Origin of the sequence: Flavobacterium salmonis, from assembly GCF_903819435.1 — a bacterium.
GTDB classification, from domain to species: Bacteria; Bacteroidota; Bacteroidia; order Flavobacteriales; family Flavobacteriaceae; genus Flavobacterium; species Flavobacterium chungangense.
On the sequence record NZ_CAIJDP010000074.1, the window covers coordinates 104,421 to 127,215 of the forward strand.

Sequence of the window (22,795 nt, forward strand, 5' to 3'; positions counted from 1 at the left end):
ATTATGATACTTAAAAACGGATATATATTGCTGTTAGCTTTTTTTTCAATAATAGAAACCAAAGCACAGCAAGTTCCAGCACCTAAACAGACAAAGTCGGTCCTGATACTGAATGCGACAGCACATCTGGGAAACGGGACGACAATCGAAAACAGCGCCATTGGTTTTAAGGATGGTAAACTCACATTAGTTGCTGATGCTTCAACAATCAGACTTGCAGATAATGCTTATGAAAGCATTATAGATGCAACTGGAAAACACGTATATCCGGGATTCATAGCTCCAAATTCTACATTAGGATTAGTAGAAATTGATGCGGTAAAATCATCTGATGATCAGGAAGAAATTGGAAGTGTAAATCCAAATGTACGAAGTATCATTGCCTATAATTCAACTTCAAAAGTTACTGAGACTGTTCGTCCAAATGGAATTTTGATTGCTCAGATAGTGCCTCGTGGAGGAAGGATTTCAGGAACATCTTCAATCGTTCAGCTTGATGCCTGGACGTGGCAGGATGCTTTGATAAAAGAAAACGATGGTATTCATTTGAATTTCCCTTCAGGATTCAAAAGAACCGGCAGTTGGTTTGAGCCGGGTATAATTGAACCTAACAAAGATTACTCAACTCAGGTAAATGAAATTAATACTTTTTTTATTAACTCTAAAGCCTATTTAGGAGACTCATCAAAAGAAAGAAATTTAATTTTCGAATCAACTAAAGGTCTTTTTGATGGTACTCAGACTTTGTTTATCCATGCTGATGAAGAAAAGCAAATTATTGATGCTATCCAGTCAGCTAAAGAGAACGGAATAAAGAAAATAGTCATTGTGGGAGGTTTTGAAGCTTACAAAACAGCTGATTTATTACAAAAAAATAATATTGGAGTACTTTTAAGACGTGTACATGATATGCCTACAAGTGATGAGCAGGATATCAGACTGCCTTTTAAAATGGCCAAAATTTTAACTGATAAAGGTATTGTTGTAGGTCTTGAAAACAGCGGAGACAATGAACGCATGAATACACGTAATTTACCGTTTTTGGCAGGAACTTGTGTTGCTTATGGCTTAGATAAGGAAAAAGCATTACAGCTAATAACTTTTAATACTGCTAAATTACTAGGTATTGATGCATTTTGCGGATCTTTAGAAACAGGAAAAGATGCCACATTATTTATTTCAGAAGGTGATGCACTGGATATGAGAACGAATAAATTAACTACTGCTTTTATTCAGGGAAGAGCAATTAGTTTAGAAACGCATCAGACAAAATTGTATAAAAAGTATAAAGAAAAGTACAATCAAAAATAATATCATTTTCTTTTAAGAGAGCACCAATTGTAATAATCATTTGGTGCTTTTTTTTTATTATAATCTAATTGAATTTAGAAAAACACTCATAAAATAGTCGTGGATTCGTTTAAAATCGAAATTAGTACTATTTTTTTGTAGTAATATATAGCGTTAAAAAGTTTTTGTTATTATGACTGTATTAATTAATCATAAATTTTAAGTATGTTTTAACAAATAGGTGTAAAACAAAGGGGGGTAAAATGAAAAATTAACAAAAATTAAGCATTGAGTACTATTTTTAATGGGGGTATTGAATGATTTTATATTTTTATCAAAATTTTTAAAACTAAATAACTATGCGAAAAATTATTTTAAGTGTGATACTGATCACAATTCTGTTACTATCTATTTTTTCTATTTCATTTGTTACTGAATCAAAAACACTAGGTGCACACGTTGTTGAACTAAAAATGGACACAGGTGATACTGCATGGATGATTGTTGCAACTGCTCTTGTGTTGTTAATGACTCCAGGATTAGGCTTCTTCTACGGAGGTATGGTAGGTAAGAAAAATGTAATTAGTACTATGTTACAGAGTTTCATGGCAATGGTAATTGTTACGATTCTATGGGTAGTTATTGCATTCGGATTATGCTTTGGACCATCAATAGGCGGATTTATAGGAGATCCTACTTCGAATATTTTCTTTCAAGGCGTAAGTGCAAATACAGCATGGGAATTAGCACCAACAATTCCTTTTCTTCTTTTTGCTTTATTTCAGGCAAAATTTGCGATTATTACACCAGCTTTAATAACAGGAGCATTTGCAGAGCGTGTACGTTTCTGGGCTTATTTGTTGTTCATGGTTTTATTTATAATATTTATTTATGCCCCATTATGTCACATGACTTGGCATCCTGATGGATTGTTCTTCAAATGGGGAGTTTTAGATTTCGCAGGAGGAACAGTAGTACACATGAGTGCTGGTTGGGCTGCTTTAGCCGGAGCTATGTTCTTAGGAAAACGTAAAGTACAAAAAGTTAACCCTGCCAGAATCACTTATGTATTATTAGGTACAGGTTTATTATGGTTCGGATGGTTTGGTTTCAATGCTGGTTCTGCTGTTGGAGCAGGAAGTCTTGCTGCACAAGCTTTAGGAACAACAACTGTTGCTGCTGCTGCTGCTGCTATGGCATGGGTTTTCCTTGATAAGATTTTAGGACACAAATTATCTGCAATGGGAGCATGTATTGGTGCAGTTGTAGGTTTGGTAGCAATCACACCAGCTGCTGGTTTTGTAAGTATCCCTCACGCTTTAGCAATTGGTATCATTGCAAGTGTTATCAGTAATCTTGTTGTGAGCAAATTCCCTAAAGGAAAAATTGACGATGCTCTTGACGTTTTTGCTTGTCACGGTGTTGGTGGAATGGTAGGAATGTTGTTAACAGGAGTATTTGCTTCTAACTCTGTAAATTCAATTGTGGGTAAGAATCAAGGATTAATTTTTGGTGATGCTACTTTATTCTTAACACAATTAAAAGCTTTAGTAATTGTTTCAATCTTTGCTTTTGTAGCTTCATATGTATTATTCTTCATCGTTAATAAAATTACTCCACTAAGAGTTACTGAAGAAAAAGAAGAATTAGGATTAGATATTTCTCAACACGGAGAATACTTATAAGAAGTTAATTTTCTAATTAACCAATATAAAAATGCCCTCTAAGATTAAGCTTAGAGGGCATTTTGTTTGAATTAATTTCAACCTTTAATTAAATTTTGGTTAGCTTTTCTATTTAGAAAGTAATGAATTTACAAAGAGAAAAAACAACGATGCAAAATAATAAATCGAAAAGAAAATAAAATTACCCATGATTTAAATATTTCTATCCGGAAACCTTCATGCATCCTTTTTTTCTTCGTGTTTTAAATTGTCTTTGTTATGCCAATAAACCAAATGCACCACTAATAATTAAATCTAAAACTCAGGAAATTTCATTTTATTACTTGAAATTTGAAATCCCTTCTTTTAGCCAAACCAAATACTCTTCAACATCAACATAACTAATTGTAGGTTTAGAGCTGTTTAGATTATTTCCTTCTAAATCAGTAATAACATATAAAGGCTGTGTATTGGTTTTGTATTTTGAAATCATAAATTCAGTCCATTTATCTCCAACCGTTTCAATTTTATCTCCCGAAGCTGTTACAAATTGTTTGTCTGCCGGTAATTCTCTTTTATCATCCACATATAAAGAAATTAAAACTACATCATTTTTTAAGATGGGTAAAACTCTTTCATCAGACCAGACATTATTTTCCATTTTTCTGCAATTTACACAGGCATATCCTGTAAAATCTAGCATAATGGGTTTGTTGATTGATTTTGCATACGCAAGACCATCTTCATAATCATGAAAAACTACAATTCCATGTGGTCCTAATTCGGCTCCTTTTGGCAGGCCTTTTTCAGATGTAGTTGTATTGCCGCTTCCTGAACTCCCTACTCCAAAAGGACTTTCACTATATTGTGGCGGCGGCGGAAAAGCACTAATTAATTTCAAAGGAGCTCCCCAAAGACCAGGGATTAAATAAGCTGTAAATACCAGCGTAATTATACCTAAATATAATCTTCCAACAGAAATATGCTGCAAAGGACTATCATGAGGTAATGTAATTTTTCCAAATAAATATAATGTCAGGGCTGCAAAAATAGCAATCCAAATGGCTATAAAAACTTCTCTTTCCAGAAAATGCAATTGTAAAACCAAATCGGCATTTGATAAAAATTTAAAAGCCAAAGCTAATTCTAAAAATCCAAGAACAACTTTTACGGTATTTAACCAGCCTCCTGATTTTGGCAATGAATTCAACCATCCCGGAAACATTGCAAATAACATAAACGGAAGAGCTAATGCAGATGAGAATCCCAACATTCCAACAACCGGAGCGATTCCACCATTAGAGGCCGCTTCGACCAATAAGGTTCCGACAATTGGTCCGGTACATGAAAATGAAACGATAGCCAAAGCCAAAGCCATAAATAATATGCCAATTATACCGCCTTTATCTGCCTGCTGATCTGCTTTATTTGCCCATGAATTTGGAAGCATAATTTCAAACGCTCCTAAAAAAGAAGTAGCAAAAATAATTAGTATCACAAAGAAAATCAGGTTAAACCAAACATCTGTTGACAATGCATTTAAAGCATCTGCTCCAAATATCTTTGTTACAATTAATCCTAAAATTACATAAATAGCAATTATAGAAAGCCCGTAAATAATAGCATTACGAATTCCTTTTGCTCTGCTTTTGCTTTGTTTGGTAAAAAAACTTACCGTCATTGGTATCATAGGAAAAACACAAGGCGTAAGCAAAGCTGCAAATCCGGATATAAAAGCAATAAAAAAGATAGACCATAAGCTTCTTGCCGGAGCAGGCTTTTGTAAATCGTCTACGACTTTTGCCGTTGCATTATCTATTTTTTCTAATTTAATTACTTTAGAGTCTGCTTCTTTTTTAACTACTGTGTCAACAACTAAACCTTCTTTTTTGGTTTCGTCCTTTTTAGCTTCTGTTACAGCCGGAACTGTCTCCATTTTAAAAGTTGCCGGAATAGCTATTGAGAATTTTTTATTCGAATTGATGCAAACCTCTTTACAAACCTGAAAATCAAATTCAACTTCAACGGTTTTTAAATTAGGATTTATTACCTTGATTTCCTGTTCTATATGGGCTTTTCCTTCAAAATAGGTCTCGTTTACTTCAAAAATATCGTTAAACGATGTTTTAGTTTTTCCTTCTTTGGCTTTACCAACTAAATTATAATTTCCTTTTTGGTTTTTAAAAGCAATTTCTAAAGCTAACGGACCGCCTTCCGGAGTAAATTGCGAATACATATGCCAGTCTTTCTCTATAATTCCGTCAAAAATTAAAACGAAATTAGTTTCAGATTTTTTCTCGATTTTAGAAGTCCATTTTACAGGTTCTAAAATCTGGGCATTACTGTTTGCAAAAGCAAAAAAGAAAAACAGTAAAAATAAAATGGATTTACTCCAGAAACTTTTTGGCGTTATAACCTGACGAGATTGATTAAAGTTCATTATTGCAGTTCTATTTTAAGTATTTTTTTATAGGTGTTTTCTATTTTAAATCGTTCATCCTGCCTTATTCCAATAACCCATACAATTTGATTATTTGAACATAAAAGCCATGTGTTTTCTTTATCAATCAGAGATAACTTCTCATCTTTAAAGAGTTTGCTGATTTTTTTCGATTTTCCATTCATTCCAAAAGGCTGAAAAGAATCGCCTTCTTTCCATTTTCGTAAAATCAGCGGGTACTGAATTTTTTCAGCATCTACAAATATAACTTTATTTGAATCTATAGTTATGTGACTAACGTTACAAAGACTCAACTTTAAGGGAAAATTAACTTCCTGATCATTTTCATTGATTTGAAATTCTTCTATTTCCTGCATTTCAACAATCGGACTCAAAATCAAAGTTTCTCTGTTTTTCAATAATCGAAACTCTGTCGAAAACACTTGTTTTCCTGATTGTCCGTCTACCAGGTCATAAATATCATTCCATGCCAGAAATCCAAATTCGTTCAGCCATTGATACAAATACGATCTGTAATTAGGTAGTTTTTTAAGTTGTTTTAAATCGAAATGAATTTCATCTCCGGATTCGTTTGCTACCTGCTGATAAATCATAATGGAAGCATCTTCTGCCATTTCGTTAGATTCCTGCAAATAAGATTGTGTTTTTTGGAAAGCCTTCAGGAAATTAGGATTGATTTCTTTTAAAACCGGAACAAGATCATGGCGAATCTTGTTTCGTAGATATTTATTCGAATCATTGCTGCTGTCTTCGCGCCATTCGATAATATTATCTTTGGCATAATTCAGGATCTCTTCTCTGGAAAAAGGCAAAAGCGGACGGATAATTTTATCATTTTGCTCAGGAATACCAACAAGGCCGTCCAATCCGGTACCACGGCTCAGATTAATAATAAAAGTTTCCAGATTGTCATCAGCATGATGAGCAGTCAGGATATAATCGAATTTATGAGTTTCCAATAGTTCATAAAACCAGCTGTATCGAAGTTCACGGGCTGCTATCTGGGTAGAAAGTTTGTAGTCTTTTGCAAAAGCTTCGGTATCAAACTGGGTTGTAAAAATGGAGATATTATTTTCTTCACAGTAATTGCGAATGAAATCCTGATCACCAAAACTTTCTAAACCACGAAGCTGAAAATTACAATGCAAAACGGCAATTTCATATTCTGATTGCTGAAACAAATGCAGTAAAACCATACTGTCTAATCCGCCACTAACAGCAAGAAAGAGTTTTTTATTTTCTAAAAAAGGAAATCTCGCCAAAATATGATTTTTAAATTTTGAAAACATCTGAGAAATTAAAAGATGAATATTTTTAAGAACTGCAAAATTAAGGCTTTTAAGAATAGCCAATTATAAAAAAATCAATTGAAGATTTAGAGTTTAAGAAAGCTGATCCTGCAATTTTTTAATATCATCACGCAATTTGGCAGCCTGCAAAAAGTCTAATTCTTTTGCTGCTTTTTCCATCGATTTACGCTTTTCACGTATTAATTTCTCTAATTCAGATTTTGATAAATAGGCAGTTTCAGGTTCGGCAGCTGCAGGTAAAGTATGTCCCAATTCATATTCGACCAAAGGATTTTTAGTAAAAGCACTTTCAATTTTTTTGTTTAATGCCTGTGGTGTTAAGCCGTTTTCTGTATTGAAATTAATTTGTTTGGTTCTGCGGTAATTGGTTTCATCAATCGTTTTTTGCATACTGGCTGTAATTTTATCAGCATACATAATCGCTTTTCCGTTTATATTTCTGGCAGCACGACCAATAGTCTGGGTTAAAGATCTGTGATTACGAAGAAAGCCTTCTTTATCTGCGTCTAAAATAGCGACTAATGAAACCTCGGGTAAATCTAACCCTTCACGAAGTAAATTTACTCCAATTAATACATCAAAAATACCTTTTCGTAAGTCCTGCATGATTTCGATACGTTCTAATGTATCCACTTCTGAATGAATATAACGGCAGCGAACACCAACTTTAGTTAGATATTTTGCTAATTCTTCTGCCATTCTTTTGGTCAGGGTAGTTACCAAAACCCTTTCATCCAATTCGCAACGTACCTGAATTTCTTCAATTAAGTCATCTATTTGATTTAAACTCGGTCTGACTTCAATAGTTGGATCCAGTAATCCGGTTGGACGAATAATTTGTTCTACATAAATACCATCTGATTTTTGCAATTCGTAATCGGCCGGAGTTGCAGAAACATAAACTACCTGATTTTGCATAGCTTCGAATTCTTCAAATTTCAAAGGTCGGTTATCCATTGCTGCAGGAAGACGGAAACCGTATTCTACCAAATTTTCTTTTCGGCTTCGGTCGCCTCCGTACATGGCGTGAACCTGCGAAACCGTTACGTGACTTTCGTCAATTACCATTAAATAATCACTTGGAAAATAGTCCAACAGACAGAAAGGCCTAGTTCCGGCTTCTCTTCCGTCAAGATAGCGGGAATAATTCTCAATTCCGGAGCAATACCCTAATTCACGAATCATTTCCAAATCGAAATTGGTTCTTTCTTCCAGACGTTTGGCTTCCAGATGTTTGCCTATCTCTTTGAAATAATCAACCTGTTTTACCAAATCCTGCTGAATCTCCCAAATAGCACCCTGCAATACATCCGGAGAAGTCACAAACATGTTAGCCGGATAAATGGTCAGTCTTTTAAATTTTTCTATTACCTGTGACGTCTTTACATCAAAGGATTCAATTTCTTCAATTTCATCTCCAAAAAAGTGAATTCGATAGGCGTCATCGGCATAACTCGGGTATACTTCTACAATATCACCTTTGATTCGGAAAGTTCCGGGATTAAAATCGGCTTCTGTTCTGGCGTATAAACTTTGTACCAGACTATGCAATAATTTAGTTCTCGAAATAACCTGATCTATCGTGATTTCAATAACATTTTTTTGAAATTCCACAGGGTTTCCAATACCGTACAAGCAAGAAACCGAAGCCACTACTAAAATATCCCTGCGTCCTGAAAGTAATGAAGAAGTTGTACTTAAACGCATTTTCTCCAATTCTTCATTGATAGATAAATCTTTTTCGATAAAAACACCTGTTACAGGCATAAAGGCTTCCGGCTGGTAATAATCGTAGTAGGATACAAAATATTCTACGGCATTATTAGGGAAAAACTGTTTGAATTCTGAGTATAACTGTGCAGCTAAAGTTTTGTTATGTGCCAAAACCAAGGTTGGTTTCTGTACTTCCTGAATCACATTGGCCATTGTAAATGTTTTACCCGACCCCGTTACACCTAATAAAGTTTGATATTTTTCACCATCAACAATACCTTGTGAAAGTTTTTGGATTGCCTGAGGCTGATCTCCTTTTGGACTATATTCTGAAGAAACTTGAAAATTCATTTTTGACAGATGAAATTAGTTTTGTAAAGATACAAAGTTTGAATTCTATAAAATATATTACCAAAAGAATTAAAATTGCGATTATTCTAAAAAATCAACAATAACATCATCGACAATTTTTGATTGGTCAATAGTCAAAAAATGTCCGGCATCCTTTATTATTTTAGTCTTGCTGTTTGGTAAACATTCTTTTGCTTTTACAAGACTCTGTTCAGAATTAATAACGTCCTGATCGCCTATAATAACTAAAACAGGGTTTTGTATGGATTTTAATTCGTCATTAGAAAAAGGGGTCATTTTTAACATACTTGAATTGGAACTGGCATATTTATTAGCCAGATAAAATTGTCTTTTGTATACCGGGCTTATTTTTTCAGGATGTGTAGAGAACGTTTTTAATGTGTTTAGGAATTTCTTTTCGCTTGGAAAAATCTTTAAAAATAAAGCAGAAGATGTTTTTCCAAGCTTGTCGATAAATTTAAAAGTTTGAGCCGGACTAAGTAAAACTATTTTATTAATTGAATTTGTTTTTTGAGCAGCCAATAAAGTTGCGATCCAGCCTCCTCGTGATGCTGCGACTATATTAAAGTTTTTTAATTTATAGTGATTAAAAATTTCATTATAAAACAATACGATTTCTTCTTTTGAAAGCGGCTTGCCCATCAAGGTTGATTTTCCGGGTTCCATTATAAAATCGATAGCATGGATGAGGTTGTTTTTTGTTAATGCTTTTATGTTTGGATACCACATAGTAGAACTGGCATCCATTCCGTGCAGTAATACCAAATCTTTTCCATTTTTAGGCCCTGCTAATATAACATGAGCGATTCCGAAACTTGTTTTGATATTTTCTTCTGTATAGGGAACATCCCAAAGTTTTAAAGCTTTGTTATAGGAGTTTAAATAGTTCTGTTTTTCTTTTTTTGTCTGAAAAACGTAGTCTTCAAATTTTGCTTTTTTAGTAGATGCGCATCCAAAAAGCAAAAAGAAAATCATAAATTTAAGGAGTATTCTTGTCATAATAGTAAAATTCAATTTACTATTAAAGGTACCTATAAATGGTTCAATGAGAGTATCAAAATTTTTATTTAAACTATCATAATTACAATTTTTTATAGAAATTGTAATTTTAAATCTTCCATGCCATTTGTTCTGATTCACTTAAAAAACTCCAGGCTACAATTCGGCTTGTTTTTTGCCCCTGAGCCATATCAATCGTTCTTATAGATGCGGCATTCACTTTATTTAGCGTTTTGTAAATGCTCGAAAGATTTTCTCTTTTAGAAACCAAAGTAGTAAACCATTGGCATTGCATGGCATATTTGGCACTTTCGTGAATCATTTGAGTGATGAAACCAATCTCCCCGCCATTGCACCATAACTCAGCATTTTGGCCTCCAAAATTTAAAACAGGGTTTGTTGTTTTCTTTTCTTTTGGATTTAAATTTGAAACTTTACGTACTGTACTTTGTTTGGCATCAAGAGCTGAAGCATGAAAAGGCGGATTACACATCGTAAAAGTAAATCGGTCCTCAGGTATGATAATATTTTTGAAAATGAAACGGGACTCGGTTTGTTGCTGTAAACTGATTGACTCAATTAATTTAGGGTTTCCTTCGATAATCTTACTGCAATTTTGTATCGCTTTTTCATCGATATCTGTCCCAACAAAATTCCAATCGTAAATCGCATTTCCTAAAATAGGGTAAATACAGTTTGCTCCGGTCCCTATGTCCAAGCCTAAAACGTATGATCCTACAGGAATATTTCCGTTATTAGTTTCAGCCAATAAATCAGCTAAATAATGAATGTAATCAGTCCTTCCCGGAATTGGAGGACAAAGATAATTTTTAGGAATATCCCAATTTTGAATGCCGTAATATGTTTGCAGCAATGCTTTGTTCAGTATTTTTACGGCATCAGGATTACTGAAATCGACCGTTTCAATTCCATGAATGTTTTTGGCAACATATGTTTTTAACTCCGGACAATTTGAAATAAGAAGTTCGAAATCATATCGTGAACGATGAAGATTTCGCGGATGTAAATTGTTTTTTTCAGAGTTGTCTGTTACAGTCATTTTATTAATTTGAAGCAAAGGTAATCATTCCTTTTTGTATAAAATATTTTATAAACCACAGTCATTATGTTAGTATACATTATTACTGTTTTGGTTTTGTAAATAAAGTTTTAACCGGAAAGCATTTTTTTTTCTTTGTTATAAGAAAAATTCTATAAAATTATTACGATTTTAGATTTTGATTATTTATTTTTGGCGCCATAAGCCCCAATTATATATGAAAAAAGTTACACTTCTGATTATTATACTTTTGTGTTCATGCATTGCACAAAGTGAAAATGAATATTTCGACCAGATTGAAAAAAATGATGTTAAATTAACAAAACCTGTTGAAGGTGAATGGTTGTTTACCCATAAAGAAAAAGGACAGAGTTTTGAGCAATTCATAAATTCGAAACATATTGTTCCAACCAATGAATCCAATATTATTTATATCAGACCAATCGGTCATTTTAATTCTCTGCAAAACAAGCAAATAGAATTACTTCGGGAATATCTTGAAATTTACTTTCAATTAAAAACAAAAACATTAGAAACTGTTTCAAATGATGTAATTCCTGAGTCTGCACAAAGAGTTGGACATGAAAATAACCAACAGTTTTTAGCAGGGTATATTTTAGACAATGTTTTAAAAAAAGACAAACCTTTAAACAGAATTGCTCTGATGGGTCTGACAGAAGTTGATTTATACCCCAAGCCGGAATGGAATTTTGTTTTTGGATTAGCATCTTATCGGGATAAGGTTGGTGTAAGTTCGATTTACAGACTACAGGACGGAAAACTGACTACTGATAATTTTAATCTCTGTTTGTCTCGACTGTTGAAAATAGGCTCTCATGAAATAGGTCATATGTTTGGTTTGCATCATTGTATTACTGCAGACTGTGTAATGAATGGAACCAATAGTATGAGTGAAACAGACAAAAGTTCTATAAGATTATGTTCCGTTTGCCAGAGAAAACTAAATTCGGGTATAAAGTACGATAATATTAAAAGACTAACAGATTTAGAAAGATATTTTGAAAAGAATCATTTGGCTGAAGAACTTCTGTTAATAAAAAAAGATATTGCTGTCATTCAGTAAAATACTCTTGCAGCAATCATTTTAAGCTATTTGTGTTTATTATATTTACAAATCAAACAGTTTGGAAATATTTGTTTAAAGAATTAAAATGTCAATTAAAAAAATAAAAATCTTTGCCATAACAGGAAGTACAAGAAAGAATTCGAGTAATTTTAAAATTCTGAAATTTATTTCGGAGAATATAAACGATCAGTTTGAGATTGAAATATTTGAAGATTTAGAAGGAATTCCACATTTCAATCCGGATTTGGATGATGAGTTTCCTCCTGAAAAGGTTATTTTTTTCAGAAACAAAATCATCAGGGCAGACGGAGTGTTGATTTGTACTCCTGAATACGTATTTAGTTTGCCCGGAAGTTTAAAAAATGCTCTGGAATGGTGTGTTTCTACCACCATTTTTTCAAATAAAAAGACAGGATTAATAACTGCATCAGCATCCGGTGAAATGGCACATCAACAGCTTTTGTTAATAATGAAAACATTAGAAGCCAAATTCGAAGAACATAACCAGCTTTTAATTCAGGGTATTCGCGGTAAAATTGATGAAGCAGGCATGGTCATTAATTCACAAACTTTAGAAGTACTTGCGCTTTTTATAAAAGATTTTGAGAATCAATTTTAAAATTGAATAGTGTAAAAACATTCCCAACGAAATATTAACTCATCATAAATGCTTTATTTTTGCATAATAAATGAAATAAATAAATAACTATGGAAAGTTCTGTTACAAGTAATGAATTCCTTTTCGGAGAAGAAATTCAGTGGGAAGTAGTTGGAGAAGGTGTCAAACGTAAAATTCTGGCATTCGACAGCCGCGTTATGCTGGTTAATGTATATTTTGAAACAGGCGCTGTTGGAGCTTTACACGAGCATTATCATACGCAGGTAACCTACGTTGCAAAAGGCAAATTTGATGTTACGATAAACGGAGTGACAAAATTATTGAAAGAAGGGGATAGTTTTTATATTCCACCCCATGCCATTCATGGTGTTTTGTGCGTTGAAGAAGGAATGCTGACAGATGTTTTTAGTCCGATGCGTGAAGATTTCATGAAGTACTAAATCGGCATAATCCATAAAATATAGAGTTGATTTGATTGAAATTTTAAAAAAATTATACATTTTTTAAAATTTTACTACAGATTAGATTGGTATTTTTGCAGCATGAATTTATCTAAAACGAATGTCCTGTTTATGGCAGTTTGCACTGGTCTTATAGTTGCAAATCTGTATTACTGCCAGCCTTTAATTGTCTTAATTGCCAACGAATTTAAAATCCCCCAAGCCAGTGCTGGAACCATAACGTATCTTACACAGGCAGGTTATGCCATCGGATTGTTTTTTATGGTTCCGCTGGGAGATAAAATCGAACGTAAAAGGCAAATTTTAATGACGACTTTTGCCTCAGTTATTGCATTAATCATTGCAGCTACGGCAAAAAGCTTTCTTATTTTACAAATTGCGTCTTTACTTATCGGAATTACGTCTATAGTACCGCAGCTTATTTTACCTCTCGCAGCATCATTAAGCAGTCACGAACAAAGAGGAAAAGTTATAGGGACTATTATGAGCGGTCTTTTGGTCGGAATTTTACTTTCGCGAACTTTAAGCGGTTTTATTGGAGAAATTTTAGGGTGGAGATCGATGTTTTATATTGCTGCCGCAATTTGTCTTTTAATCTTTTTTGTCATTCAGAATAAATTTCCAGTCAATAAACCTCAATTTCAGGGAACTTATGGACAATTAATTCAGTCTTTATTTACACTTATAAAAACACAGCCAATTTTGCGTGAAGCAACTTTAATCAATGTATTTAGTTTTGCCCAGTTTGGCGCTTTCTGGACAACAATGGTTTTATTGCTTTCCGGACAACCTTTCAATTTTAACAGTGCTACAATTGGTTTATTCGGAATTGTTGGAGCTTCAGGAGCCTTGGCAGCACCGTTAGTTGGGAAAATGGGCGATAAGGGAAATTCAAGAGTTGCGGTTGGTTACGGTTGTCTGTTGATATTGATTAGTTTTTTGGTCTTCTATTTATCAATTGAAAGCGTTATCGGAATTGCGATTGGAATTGTATTTATTGACATAGGAATTCAGGGGGTACATATTTCTAATCAAACCCGTGTGTATTCCTTACTTCCGGAAGCCAGAAACAGATTGAATACCGTTTTTATGTCATTTAGTTTTTTAGGAACAGCTGCCGGATCAGCTTATGGATTGTTACTATGGAAATTAGGAGGCTGGCATGCTGTAACAATTGGCTGTGTAGCTTTATCAATATTGGCATTTACTGTTTACGGTCTTACTTATAAATCAAAATCTAAAAAAATAGAAAGCACAAATTGATATAAAATTAATTTGTAAATTTGCGTTCAATTAAAAAATAACAACAATGGAAAACGGAATATACGCTAAATTCAATACTGGTAAAGGTTCGATTTTAGTAAAATTAGCACACGAATTAGTACCAGGAACTGTAGGGAATTTTGTAGCTCTTGCAGAAGGAAATATGGAAAATAAAGTAAAACCTCAGGGACAAAAATTCTATGATGGTTTAACATTTCACAGAGTTATTCCTGATTTTATGATTCAGGGTGGTTGTCCAAAAGGAACTGGGACAGGAGATCCGGGATACAAATTTGATGATGAGTTTCACCCAAGTTTAAAACACGATCGTCCTGGAGTTTTGGCAATGGCAAATTCAGGACCTGCAAGTAACGGTTCTCAGTTTTATATTACTCACGTTCCTACTTCATGGTTAGATAATAAACATACTGTTTTTGGTCACGTTATCGAAGGTCAGGATGTGGTTGATGCAGTTGCTCAAGGTGATAATCTGGATGCTGTAGAAATCATCAGAGTGGGTGAAGAAGCTCAAAAATGGAATGCAATTGAAGCTTTTATTGAATTAAAAGGAGCTCGTTTAAAAAGAGATGCTGCTTTAAAAGCTGAATCTGAAGCAAAAATGGAACAATTAGCTGCTGGTTTTGATAAAACAGAAAGTGGTTTACGTTACAAAATGATTCAAAAAGGAGAGGGAAAAAAAGCTGAGGCTGGAAAAACAGTTTCTGTTCACTATGAAGGTTCTTTAGAAAACGGAAAAGTTTTTGATTCTTCTTACCCAAGAAAAAAACCAATCGAGTTCAGATTAGGCCAAGGTCAGGTGATCGAAGGATGGGATGAAGGTATCGCTTTATTACAGGTAGGAGACAAAGCTCGTTTTGTAATCCCGTCTGATTTGGCATACGGTCCATCAGGTGCAGGAGGAGTGATTCCGCCACATGCAACTTTGATTTTTGACGTTGAATTAATGGATGTTAAATAAGAATTTATAAAGCAATTTAGTATTGTTTTAAATAGTAATCCCATTCGATAGCCGAATGGGATTTTTTTTATATTTACTTCAAATAAAAACAAATCCAAAGCAATGAAATCAAAAATTTTAACTTTAGCTGTATTGATCTTACTAGTTTCGTGTGGAGCCCCAAAAGCAGCTGTTGCTCCGCCTAGTCCCGCAGTTACTGAAACCGTGAAGGCAACCGAATTAACACCTGAACTTGCAGAGGGTAAAAGCTTATATGAAAATAGTTGTGCCAGATGTCACAAACTATACGAGCCAAAGAAGTTTACTCAGGAAAAATGGAAGCCAATTTTGGAGAGAATGCAGAAAAAAGCAAAGTTAGACGATGTTAAAATGGCTTCTGTCACAAATTACATTCATTCACAATTATAGAAATTTATATTTTATAAATGACAGAAAAACTATTCAGTAATTTTTATTGAATAGTTTTTTTTGCATATAAAAAAACACCTTCAAAGAATGAGGTGTTTAAAAATTAAGAATTAGCTAAATCTGAATTGTCAACTGCAATTATTTTTAAAGTTTTTAATCCTGCCGGTAACTCCCAGTCAACCTGGTCGTTTTCTTTAAATCCAATAATGGCAACACTCAAAGGGGCAAGTATAGAAATTTTGTTCTGTTTAATGTCAGCCATTGATGGCAGAACAATTTGAATTTTCATTTGTTTTTCAGCCTTTACATCTTCAATCATAACATAAGAATTGATTCTGATAATTGAATGATCTAATTCATTTTCTTTTATAATTTTTGCTCGGTCTAATTCCTGCGAAAGTTGTCCAATTTCTTTAGCATTTGTCGAATTTTTACTTTTTAATATCAATTCCCGTAAGAAATGATAATCTGTTTTACAGAAAATAGGTGTTGGTTTCATATTCTATTGATTAAATGTTTGATAAAGTTGTCCGATTCCACATTAACTAAGTGCCAAATTGAAATTTAAAATTTGGTCATTTTTAAATTTCTGTATAAAAGTTATTAATTTGAAAGAAGAAAATCTTTCAAATAAATTTATGTTGGAAACTGGTGAAATCCTCCGTCTTAAAGAAGAAATGAAATAGACGGAGGCCTAATTGATAAAGGCCTTACTATGTGAAATTAATACAGTCGCAAGTGGTTTTCTATTGAAAGAAAACAACAAAGTACAGGCTGTAAAAAATAGAGTAATCACAATGGTATAATTTATTTTGATTTGCTAAGATAGTTAAACTTTTAAATGGTTGTACTGATTATTTCCATTTAATATTACAGCCTATGCTAGGCTTTTGTATGTCGTTTAAAGATCGGTTGTAGATTAAGGCGTCAATTGCACTTCGCAGATCGCTTCCGCTTAACGGGATTCCGTTTCCTGGTCTTGAATCATCTAATTGACCACGATAAAATAAACGGTCTTGGTTATCAAATAAATAAAAATCAGGTGTACAGGCTGCATCATACCCTTTGGCCACTTCCTGGGTTTCATCAAATAAATACGGAAAATCTATTTTGTTTTCAAAGGCAAAATCTGTCATCATTTCAGGTGAGTCTTGAGGAAATTTTTCAATATCATTACTGGAAATAGCGATAATGCCAATTCCCTGCACGCGATAATCATTCGAAATCATGATAATTTCTTTAAGAACATGAAGTACAAAAGGACAATGATTACACATAAAAATGACAAGTGTACCTTTTGATCCTTTTAAATCTTCAAAACAATATTCATTATTCGAATTGGTATCTTTTAGATTGAAGTTTGGAGCAATAGTCCCAAGTCGAATCATATTTGAAGGAGTTCGTGCCATTTTTTCTAAAGAATTAGTTATTCAAAAATAACTTTTAATTCTCTAAATAGAGTGTACACGTATAAAAAATATCCAAAGAAAATTTTACAGTCAAGTATATTTTCTTTGGATATCAATATGTATTTATGAATTTAAAAAGTCAAGTAAATCCTGATTTAATTTATCTTTTTCAGTATAAAAAAGTCCGTGTGGCGCTCCCTCATAAACAATAAAAGTATTGTTGGCTATGGATGCAGCTGTTTTTTCTGAACTCAATTCGATTGGAACATTTTTATCATCATCACCATGAATAATTAAAGTTGGAACTTTAATGGTGTGGAGTTCATCTCTAAAATCTGTATTCGATAAAGATTCAGCACATTTTAGGGTTGCTCTTGGTGATGCTAATGAACATAAATTTCTATAATATTCAAGTAAAGGAGTACTTAAAGGCTTATTTATGATGTTGACACCAAAAAATGTTTTACCAAAATTCTCAAGAAATCCTATTCTGTCTTCTCTAATCGCAGCTGCAGTTGCTTCCCCTTTTTCTTTTGGACGTCCTTCTGGATTGTCTTCAGTTTTGGCTAAAAAAGGAATAATTGAGGAAATTAAGGCTGCTTTTGTAACGCCTTTTCCACCATGACGGCTAAAATAACGTACTACTTCACCACCTCCCATAGAAAAACCGACAAGTGTGACATTTTCTAATTGTAGCTGTTCAATAATTTCACTTAAATCGTCTGTCAAAGTATCGTAATCATAGCCGTCCCAAGGCTGAGAGGATTTACCAAAACCGCGTCGGTCATAAGCAATTACCCTAAAGTTATTCTGAACTAAAAATTCAATTTGATATTCCCACATTTCATTAGAAAGGGGCCATCCATGAATTAGAACTACCGGCTTTCCTTTTCCGTAATCTCTCACATAAAGTTTTACATTTTGAGCAGTTTCAATGTATTTATCTGTGTTTTGCAGCTGAATATCAAAATCTGAATCTCTAAGAGATGTATTGGAGTTTATTAGACTATTTTCCATTTTTATATTTTTTATGTTAGCTTAATAATTTGATTTGTAAAATTAAAAGGACTACAAAAAAAAGGGTTATACAATTAGGAATAACAATTACAAAATTAATACGTTTGTAAATAAACTAATTGAAAAGAATGGATTTAACCTGGAATGAATTTGAAAGAACCGACATGCGTGTTGGAACCATAATCGATATAAATGATTTTCCTGAAGCAAGAAAACCGGCTTACCAGCTTACGATCGATTTTGGTGCAGCAATTGGCATTCGAAAATCATCAGCACAAATTACGAAACGTTATCAAAAAGAAGATTTATTAAATCGTCAAATTGTAGCTGTTGTCAATTTTCCTAAAAAACAAATAGGGAAATTCATGAGTGAATGTTTGGTACTAGGGGCTGTAGGAGAAGAGGGAGACGTAATTTTATTAGCTCCCGATTTTAAAATAGAAAATGGGTTACGAATTGGATAGTAGTTTTCAGGCACAGTATGTAAACTGAGACTGAAAACCCTTAAAATTACTTTGTTTTTTCTATTAACTGATGTAAAACCAATTGCCCTTCTTCCCAATATTTTAAATCAGAATCTGAGTTGATGTGGCCTTGTTGTCCAACATTTACAAAATCGCTGCCCCACATTTTTGCAAAATACTGTTTTCTTTCAAAAGAAGCGTAAGGATCATTCTCGCTTGCAATTACAATAGATGGAAAGGGCAACTGATAAAGTGGCATTGGTGAAAAATTTCTAATAATATCCGGTGTATGTTCTGGTGAATCTACATCTGCCGGAGCGACCAATAAAGCGCCGATTATATTTTTATTAGAATTATTTTTAGCCCAATGTAAAACCAAAGAAACGGCGAGACTATGCGCAACTAAAATTGTCGGATTTTTAAGTTTTGAAACTTCTTCGTTTAAACGTTCAATCCAATCTTTCGGAACTGGCTCATCCCAATTGTCCTGAACCAAACGAATTGAATTTTTGAATTTTTCGTGCCAAAAGGTTTGCCAGTGTTTCTCTCCAGAATTTCCAAGTCCTGGTAAAATTAATAGTTGTGTCTCCATTGCCGTGGATTTTTTAAATAATTATTTTTTTGGTTGTTTTTCTTTTGTGATGCGGTTTACTTCGTTAACAAGTAATGGAAATCCTGGTTCAGTCATGCCATGACCATATCCATCCAGTTCAAAAAGTTTCGTTTGCATATGTCCCACAAGCTTCATCATTCGTTCCATATAGGCGTTTTCTTCATATCTGCCTAACATTTCAAGTTCCCGATCTCCGGTAATCAATAAAAGAGGAGGAGCATCTGCACGAACATGAAATAAAGGTGCAAAAGCATCAATTGTTGGCTGTTTTTCGGGAATACCGCTTTCTCTTCTGATTTCAAAATGTGTAATGCATTGAGCACTAAGCGGAATAATTCCAGCAATTTTATTGGCATCAATGCCTTCTTTTTGCAGCCATTTTTTATCTAAACCATTCATCAAAGCCAGATAAGCGCCTGCTGAATGTCCTGAAACAAAAATTTGGGCAGTATCGCCTCCATAAGTTTCAATGTTATTAAAAGCCCAGGCTATAGCACCTGCAGCATCTTCAATACATTTTGCTGCTTTTACTTTTGGAGATAATCTATAATTAACACCAATAATTGCAAAACCTTTATTTTTTAATGCGTCGGGAATTTCTTTGCTTCCACCGGTTAATCCACCGCCATGAAACCAAACTATGGTAGCGAAGTTTTTAGTATTTTTTGGATAATAAATATCTAAAACACATCTTTCGTTAATATACGAGTCAGATTTATTGTTGGCTGGATTGTAATATTGAATATTGGTCTTGGTTTCGTATTCCGTTTTTTGAGCAAAAGAGGCAAACCCAATAGTAAACAAACAAAGCAAAAGTGCTATTTTCTTCATAATATAATTATTTATTCAATTTTAAAATCACCTTCCAGTCCATTTTCAGCATGAGACGCGATCCAGACTTTAAAATCGCCTGGTTCTGCTTTGAGTTCCATTTTATCATTATAAAAAGCAAGATCTGAAACAGGAATTGAAAATTGTACAGTTTTAGATTCTTTAGGTTTTAATTCGATTTGTAAAAAATCTTTAAGTTCCCTGATAGGCCTTACAATACTTCCCGTAATATCACGGATATATAATTGAACTGTTTCTATTCCGGGAGTATTTCCGGTATTGGTAATAACAGCAGAAACGTTTAATTTTTCGATGTTATTGTTTTTTAGGATTGCTTTTCCGATTTTTAAATTATCATAGGAGAAAGTGGTGTAACTCAATCCAAATCCAAAAGGAAACTGTGGCTCATATCCCGCATCCAGATAGTGAGAATTATTGCCTAAAGAACTTTGCCAGGCTTCTACAGGAATGTTCTGAATAGCTACAAAAGTTGTAGGATCTGCAGGTCTTCCTGTATTAGGATGATTGTAATAAATCGGAATCTGACCAACTTCTTTTGGCCAGGTTACAGGCAACTTTCCTGAAGGATTTGCTAATCCTAACAATATGTCAGAAATTGCAGGACCCGCCATAGTTCCTGGATGCCATGCCATAATTACGGCATTAACTTTTGGTAAAACAGCTCCTAAGGTTATAGGTCTTCCTGCCAGCAATATTAGTACAATTGGTTTTCCTGTTTTTTGTAATTCAGCTATTAATTTTTCCTGTAAACCAGGTAAATTAATATTGGCCCGTGAATGTGCTTCGCCCGAAAGAATAGCTTCTTCTCCTGCAAAAAATAAAATAACATCTGATTTTTTAGCTTCTGCTATTGCTGATGCAAATCCGTTTTCAGATAACGATCGACTATGCGAAAGCCCTGATGCATAAAACACATTATCTTGTCCAAAACTATTTTGAAAAGCTTTCAGCGGAGTCTGAGAATCTTCTTTGTTGCCATCAAAAATCCAAGTACCTAATTGTTCTCTTGGCGCGTCTGCCAATGGACCAATTATAGCTATTTTTTGATTGTTTTTTAAAGGTAAAATTTGATTTTCATTCTTTAATAAAACACAGCTTTTACTGGCTGCAATTCTGGCAGTTTGTAAAGCATCGGCATTTAGTAAGGAGAATTTTTCGCGGTCTTTAAAATACGGATTTTCAAAAACTCCGGCTCTGAATTTTATTCGAAGAATATTACGAACCATTTCGTCCAATTGCTTTTCAGAGATTTTTTTTTCAGCAATTAGCGTTTTTAAATGATTTGCATAGGACAAACTGGTCATTTCCATGTCAAGTCCGGCTGATGCAGATTTAAGTGCCGCCTCTTTTTCATCGGCGGCATAACCATGAGGAATCATTTCAGTAACCGAATTCCAGTCACTCAGAACAAAACCATCATATTTCCATTCTTCGCGTAAAATTTTCTGGAGTAAAAAACGGTTCCCCGAAGCCGGAATTCCATTAAGGTCATTAAAAGAACTCATAAAAGTTGCAGCTCCTGATTTTGCTGCAGCCTCAAAAGGTTTTAAATATACATTTCGAAGTAAGGATTCTGAGATGCTTACCGTATTGTAATCCCTTCCTCCCTCAGCGGCACCATACGCTGCAAAATGTTTTGCACAGGCTAAAATTTGACCGGGAACAGAAGGATTATTGCCCTGAAAACCTTTTATGTAAGCAACTCCCAATCTCGATGCTAATAAAGGATCTTCACCCGGAGATTCTGCTATCCTTCCCCATCGTGCATCTCTTGCAATATCAACCATTGGGGCGTATGTCCAGTTTATGCATCTTGAATAGGACTCGTTAGCTGCGATTTTTGATGTTTTTTCAACCAATTCCATATCCCAGGAAGCTGCTAATCCTAATGGAATCGGGAAAATAGTTTTATATCCGTGAATGACATCCCTGCCAAACAAGAGAGGGATATGTGTTGGACTTTCTTCTACTGCAATTTTTTGTATTTCAAGAACAAGATTAGGCTCTGTCAGATTTAGAATCGCTCCAACCAGTCCCAGCCGAACTTCATTTTTTAATTCTTCAGATAATCCTTTGCTTCGGCTAGAGGTTCCTTTCAGGCATAATTGACCAATTTTTTGTTCCAAAGTCATATTTTTGATGACCTTGTCTATTTTTTTTTCAATATTTAAATCTGATTTTTGGCTGTACGATATTGAACTTACCCAGAGAGAAAATAATAAACAATAAAGTAGTTTTGCGGTTAATGTTTTCAAGATGAGATGTTTTTGATTTAAATATATAAAAAAAGTCCAAAATGCAGAACAAATTGGACTCGTACTTTTTAAAAAAGTTATATTGGATTAAATATCGTCAAAATCAATATCTGTAAAACTCGATCTTTGCCCTTCAGGTTTATCAGAGCTGTATTCTTTTTTGAAATCTTTTTGGTGTCTTTCAGATATTACTTCTTCGCCTTTGTGGTTCAAAACATATGAAGTCATTTCTTCCAGTATTTCGGCAAAAGCACTAAAATCTTCTTTATATAAGTAAATTTTGTGTTTTTTAAAATGAAAAGAACCGTCTTCTTCAGTAAATTTTTTGCTTTCGGTAATTGTAATATAATAATCGTCAGCTTTTGTTGCTCTCACATCAAAGAAATAAGTTCTTCTTCCGGCGCGTAATACTTTAGAAAAAATCTCTTCTTTTTCTAACATGTCATTTTCTCTCATAATACGTTCTATCATTTTTTGGAATTAATAGTAATCAAAAATC

General features: G+C 33.8%; 21 protein-coding genes. 9 read left to right on the forward strand and 12 right to left on the reverse strand.

Features of this window, described 5'->3' with window-relative positions:
* The first annotated feature begins 3 nt into the window (after nt 1-3).
* The gene (locus FLACHUCJ7_RS14935) at nt 4-1,311 is read left to right on the forward strand and encodes an amidohydrolase family protein (RefSeq protein ID WP_180909439.1); all 1,308 of its coding nucleotides are present in this window, start codon (nt 4-6) and stop codon (nt 1,309-1,311) included.
* Between the two features lie 338 nt (nt 1,312-1,649).
* Nucleotides 1,650-2,975, forward strand: coding sequence for an ammonium transporter (locus tag FLACHUCJ7_RS14940; protein WP_078227802.1), 1,326 nt, complete (start codon nt 1,650-1,652; stop codon nt 2,973-2,975).
* Nucleotides 2,976-3,294: 319 nt separating this feature from the next.
* Here the strand turns inward: FLACHUCJ7_RS14940 and FLACHUCJ7_RS14945 are convergent, their stop codons facing one another.
* The 5 genes from FLACHUCJ7_RS14945 to rlmF all read right to left on the reverse strand — a co-directional run bounded on the left by FLACHUCJ7_RS14945 (nt 3,295) and on the right by rlmF (nt 10,869).
* The gene (locus tag FLACHUCJ7_RS14945) at nt 3,295-5,394 is read right to left on the reverse strand and encodes a protein-disulfide reductase DsbD family protein (RefSeq protein ID WP_180909440.1); all 2,100 of its coding nucleotides are present in this window, start codon (nt 5,392-5,394) and stop codon (nt 3,295-3,297) included.
* Nucleotides 5,394-6,704 carry a tRNA lysidine(34) synthetase TilS gene (tilS, locus tag FLACHUCJ7_RS14950; RefSeq protein WP_180909441.1) on the reverse strand — a complete coding sequence of 437 codons (1,311 nt, stop codon included), beginning with the start codon at nt 6,702-6,704 and terminating at the stop codon, nt 5,394-5,396. The genes FLACHUCJ7_RS14945 and tilS overlap by 1 nt, the downstream gene beginning before the upstream one ends.
* A gap of 93 nt (nt 6,705-6,797) precedes the next feature.
* Nucleotides 6,798-8,789 carry an excinuclease ABC subunit UvrB gene (gene uvrB, locus FLACHUCJ7_RS14955; protein WP_180909442.1) on the reverse strand — a complete coding sequence of 664 codons (1,992 nt, stop codon included), beginning with the start codon at nt 8,787-8,789 and terminating at the stop codon, nt 6,798-6,800.
* Nucleotides 8,790-8,870: 81 nt separating this feature from the next.
* Entirely contained in the window at nt 8,871-9,809 is a 939-nt protein-coding gene (locus FLACHUCJ7_RS14960) for an alpha/beta fold hydrolase (RefSeq protein ID WP_180909443.1), read from the reverse strand.
* A 109-nt stretch (nt 9,810-9,918) separates the two neighbouring features.
* Nucleotides 9,919-10,869, reverse strand: coding sequence for a 23S rRNA (adenine(1618)-N(6))-methyltransferase RlmF (rlmF, locus tag FLACHUCJ7_RS14965; RefSeq protein WP_078227804.1), 951 nt, complete (start codon nt 10,867-10,869; stop codon nt 9,919-9,921).
* A gap of 217 nt (nt 10,870-11,086) precedes the next feature.
* Between rlmF and FLACHUCJ7_RS14970 the strand changes: the two genes are divergently transcribed.
* The 6 genes from FLACHUCJ7_RS14970 (at nt 11,087) to FLACHUCJ7_RS14995 (ending at nt 15,686) form a co-directional block, all read left to right on the forward strand.
* Nucleotides 11,087-11,953, forward strand: coding sequence for an archaemetzincin (locus FLACHUCJ7_RS14970; protein WP_078227805.1), 867 nt, complete (start codon nt 11,087-11,089; stop codon nt 11,951-11,953).
* Between the two features lie 88 nt (nt 11,954-12,041).
* The gene (locus FLACHUCJ7_RS14975; protein WP_078227806.1) at nt 12,042-12,575 is read left to right on the forward strand and encodes an NADPH-dependent FMN reductase; all 534 of its coding nucleotides are present in this window, start codon (nt 12,042-12,044) and stop codon (nt 12,573-12,575) included.
* Between the two features lie 89 nt (nt 12,576-12,664).
* On the forward strand, nt 12,665-13,015 hold the full coding sequence (locus tag FLACHUCJ7_RS14980) for a cupin domain-containing protein (protein WP_078227807.1): 351 nt from the start codon (nt 12,665-12,667) through the stop codon (nt 13,013-13,015).
* 132 nt (nt 13,016-13,147) lie between these two features.
* Nucleotides 13,148-14,299 carry an MFS transporter gene (locus FLACHUCJ7_RS14985; RefSeq protein WP_230408841.1) on the forward strand — a complete coding sequence of 384 codons (1,152 nt, stop codon included), beginning with the start codon at nt 13,148-13,150 and terminating at the stop codon, nt 14,297-14,299.
* A 46-nt stretch (nt 14,300-14,345) separates the two neighbouring features.
* A complete protein-coding gene (locus tag FLACHUCJ7_RS14990; protein ID WP_180909445.1) occupies nt 14,346-15,278 on the forward strand; it encodes a peptidylprolyl isomerase in 933 nt (310 codons plus the stop codon).
* A gap of 132 nt (nt 15,279-15,410) precedes the next feature.
* A complete protein-coding gene (locus FLACHUCJ7_RS14995) occupies nt 15,411-15,686 on the forward strand; it encodes a cytochrome c (protein WP_230408842.1) in 276 nt (91 codons plus the stop codon).
* A 103-nt stretch (nt 15,687-15,789) separates the two neighbouring features.
* On the opposite strand, the gene FLACHUCJ7_RS15000 is transcribed toward FLACHUCJ7_RS14995, so the two are convergent.
* The 3 genes from FLACHUCJ7_RS15000 to FLACHUCJ7_RS15010 form a co-directional block, all read right to left on the reverse strand.
* The gene (locus tag FLACHUCJ7_RS15000; protein ID WP_180909446.1) at nt 15,790-16,185 is read right to left on the reverse strand and encodes a GreA/GreB family elongation factor; all 396 of its coding nucleotides are present in this window, start codon (nt 16,183-16,185) and stop codon (nt 15,790-15,792) included.
* A 355-nt stretch (nt 16,186-16,540) separates the two neighbouring features.
* A complete protein-coding gene (locus tag FLACHUCJ7_RS15005; RefSeq protein WP_180909447.1) occupies nt 16,541-17,095 on the reverse strand; it encodes a thioredoxin family protein in 555 nt (184 codons plus the stop codon).
* A gap of 123 nt (nt 17,096-17,218) precedes the next feature.
* Complete coding sequence (locus FLACHUCJ7_RS15010) at nt 17,219-18,112, reverse strand: alpha/beta fold hydrolase (protein ID WP_180909448.1); 894 nt, start codon at nt 18,110-18,112, stop codon at nt 17,219-17,221.
* Between the two features lie 128 nt (nt 18,113-18,240).
* Here FLACHUCJ7_RS15010 and FLACHUCJ7_RS15015 point away from each other — a divergent pair, with 128 nt between their 5' ends.
* Nucleotides 18,241-18,576 carry a tRNA-binding protein gene (locus tag FLACHUCJ7_RS15015; RefSeq protein WP_180909449.1) on the forward strand — a complete coding sequence of 112 codons (336 nt, stop codon included), beginning with the start codon at nt 18,241-18,243 and terminating at the stop codon, nt 18,574-18,576.
* Between the two features lie 46 nt (nt 18,577-18,622).
* Here FLACHUCJ7_RS15015 and FLACHUCJ7_RS15020 read toward each other — a convergent pair whose 3' ends face one another.
* The 4 genes from FLACHUCJ7_RS15020 to FLACHUCJ7_RS15035 form a co-directional block, all read right to left on the reverse strand.
* A complete protein-coding gene (locus FLACHUCJ7_RS15020) occupies nt 18,623-19,168 on the reverse strand; it encodes an RBBP9/YdeN family alpha/beta hydrolase (RefSeq protein WP_180909450.1) in 546 nt (181 codons plus the stop codon).
* A 21-nt stretch (nt 19,169-19,189) separates the two neighbouring features.
* The gene (locus FLACHUCJ7_RS15025; RefSeq protein WP_180909451.1) at nt 19,190-20,020 is read right to left on the reverse strand and encodes an alpha/beta hydrolase; all 831 of its coding nucleotides are present in this window, start codon (nt 20,018-20,020) and stop codon (nt 19,190-19,192) included.
* Between the two features lie 11 nt (nt 20,021-20,031).
* The gene (locus FLACHUCJ7_RS15030; protein ID WP_230408843.1) at nt 20,032-22,296 is read right to left on the reverse strand and encodes a glycoside hydrolase family 3 N-terminal domain-containing protein; all 2,265 of its coding nucleotides are present in this window, start codon (nt 22,294-22,296) and stop codon (nt 20,032-20,034) included.
* Nucleotides 22,297-22,383: 87 nt separating this feature from the next.
* Entirely contained in the window at nt 22,384-22,752 is a 369-nt protein-coding gene (locus tag FLACHUCJ7_RS15035) for a PUR family DNA/RNA-binding protein (protein WP_078227816.1), read from the reverse strand.
* Between the last annotated feature and the right edge of the window lie 43 nt (nt 22,753-22,795).

Excerpts from the sequence above, each read along its gene's own strand:
- FLACHUCJ7_RS14935 (WP_180909439.1), top strand. The coding sequence starts at position 4 with ATGATACTTAAAAACGGATATATATTGCTGTTAGCTTTTTTTTCAATA.
- FLACHUCJ7_RS14940 (WP_078227802.1), top strand. The coding sequence starts at position 1,650 with ATGCGAAAAATTATTTTAAGTGTGATACTGATCACAATTCTGTTACTA.
- FLACHUCJ7_RS14945 (WP_180909440.1), bottom strand. The coding sequence starts at position 5,394 with ATGAACTTTAATCAATCTCGTCAGGTTATAACGCCAAAAAGTTTCTGG.
- tilS (WP_180909441.1), bottom strand. The coding sequence starts at position 6,704 with ATGTTTTCAAAATTTAAAAATCATATTTTGGCGAGATTTCCTTTTTTA.
- uvrB (WP_180909442.1), bottom strand. The coding sequence starts at position 8,789 with ATGAATTTTCAAGTTTCTTCAGAATATAGTCCAAAAGGAGATCAGCCT.
- FLACHUCJ7_RS14960 (WP_180909443.1), bottom strand. The coding sequence starts at position 9,809 with ATGACAAGAATACTCCTTAAATTTATGATTTTCTTTTTGCTTTTTGGA.
- rlmF (WP_078227804.1), bottom strand. The coding sequence starts at position 10,869 with ATGACTGTAACAGACAACTCTGAAAAAAACAATTTACATCCGCGAAAT.
- FLACHUCJ7_RS14970 (WP_078227805.1), top strand. The coding sequence starts at position 11,087 with ATGAAAAAAGTTACACTTCTGATTATTATACTTTTGTGTTCATGCATT.
- FLACHUCJ7_RS14975 (WP_078227806.1), top strand. The coding sequence starts at position 12,042 with ATGTCAATTAAAAAAATAAAAATCTTTGCCATAACAGGAAGTACAAGA.
- FLACHUCJ7_RS14980 (WP_078227807.1), top strand. The coding sequence starts at position 12,665 with ATGGAAAGTTCTGTTACAAGTAATGAATTCCTTTTCGGAGAAGAAATT.
- FLACHUCJ7_RS14985 (WP_230408841.1), top strand. The coding sequence starts at position 13,148 with ATGGCAGTTTGCACTGGTCTTATAGTTGCAAATCTGTATTACTGCCAG.
- FLACHUCJ7_RS14990 (WP_180909445.1), top strand. The coding sequence starts at position 14,346 with ATGGAAAACGGAATATACGCTAAATTCAATACTGGTAAAGGTTCGATT.
- FLACHUCJ7_RS15000 (WP_180909446.1), bottom strand. The coding sequence starts at position 16,185 with ATGAAACCAACACCTATTTTCTGTAAAACAGATTATCATTTCTTACGG.
- FLACHUCJ7_RS15005 (WP_180909447.1), bottom strand. The coding sequence starts at position 17,095 with ATGGCACGAACTCCTTCAAATATGATTCGACTTGGGACTATTGCTCCA.
- FLACHUCJ7_RS15010 (WP_180909448.1), bottom strand. The coding sequence starts at position 18,112 with ATGGAAAATAGTCTAATAAACTCCAATACATCTCTTAGAGATTCAGAT.
- FLACHUCJ7_RS15015 (WP_180909449.1), top strand. The coding sequence starts at position 18,241 with ATGGATTTAACCTGGAATGAATTTGAAAGAACCGACATGCGTGTTGGA.
- FLACHUCJ7_RS15020 (WP_180909450.1), bottom strand. The coding sequence starts at position 19,168 with ATGGAGACACAACTATTAATTTTACCAGGACTTGGAAATTCTGGAGAG.
- FLACHUCJ7_RS15025 (WP_180909451.1), bottom strand. The coding sequence starts at position 20,020 with ATGAAGAAAATAGCACTTTTGCTTTGTTTGTTTACTATTGGGTTTGCC.
- FLACHUCJ7_RS15035 (WP_078227816.1), bottom strand. The coding sequence starts at position 22,752 with ATGAGAGAAAATGACATGTTAGAAAAAGAAGAGATTTTTTCTAAAGTA.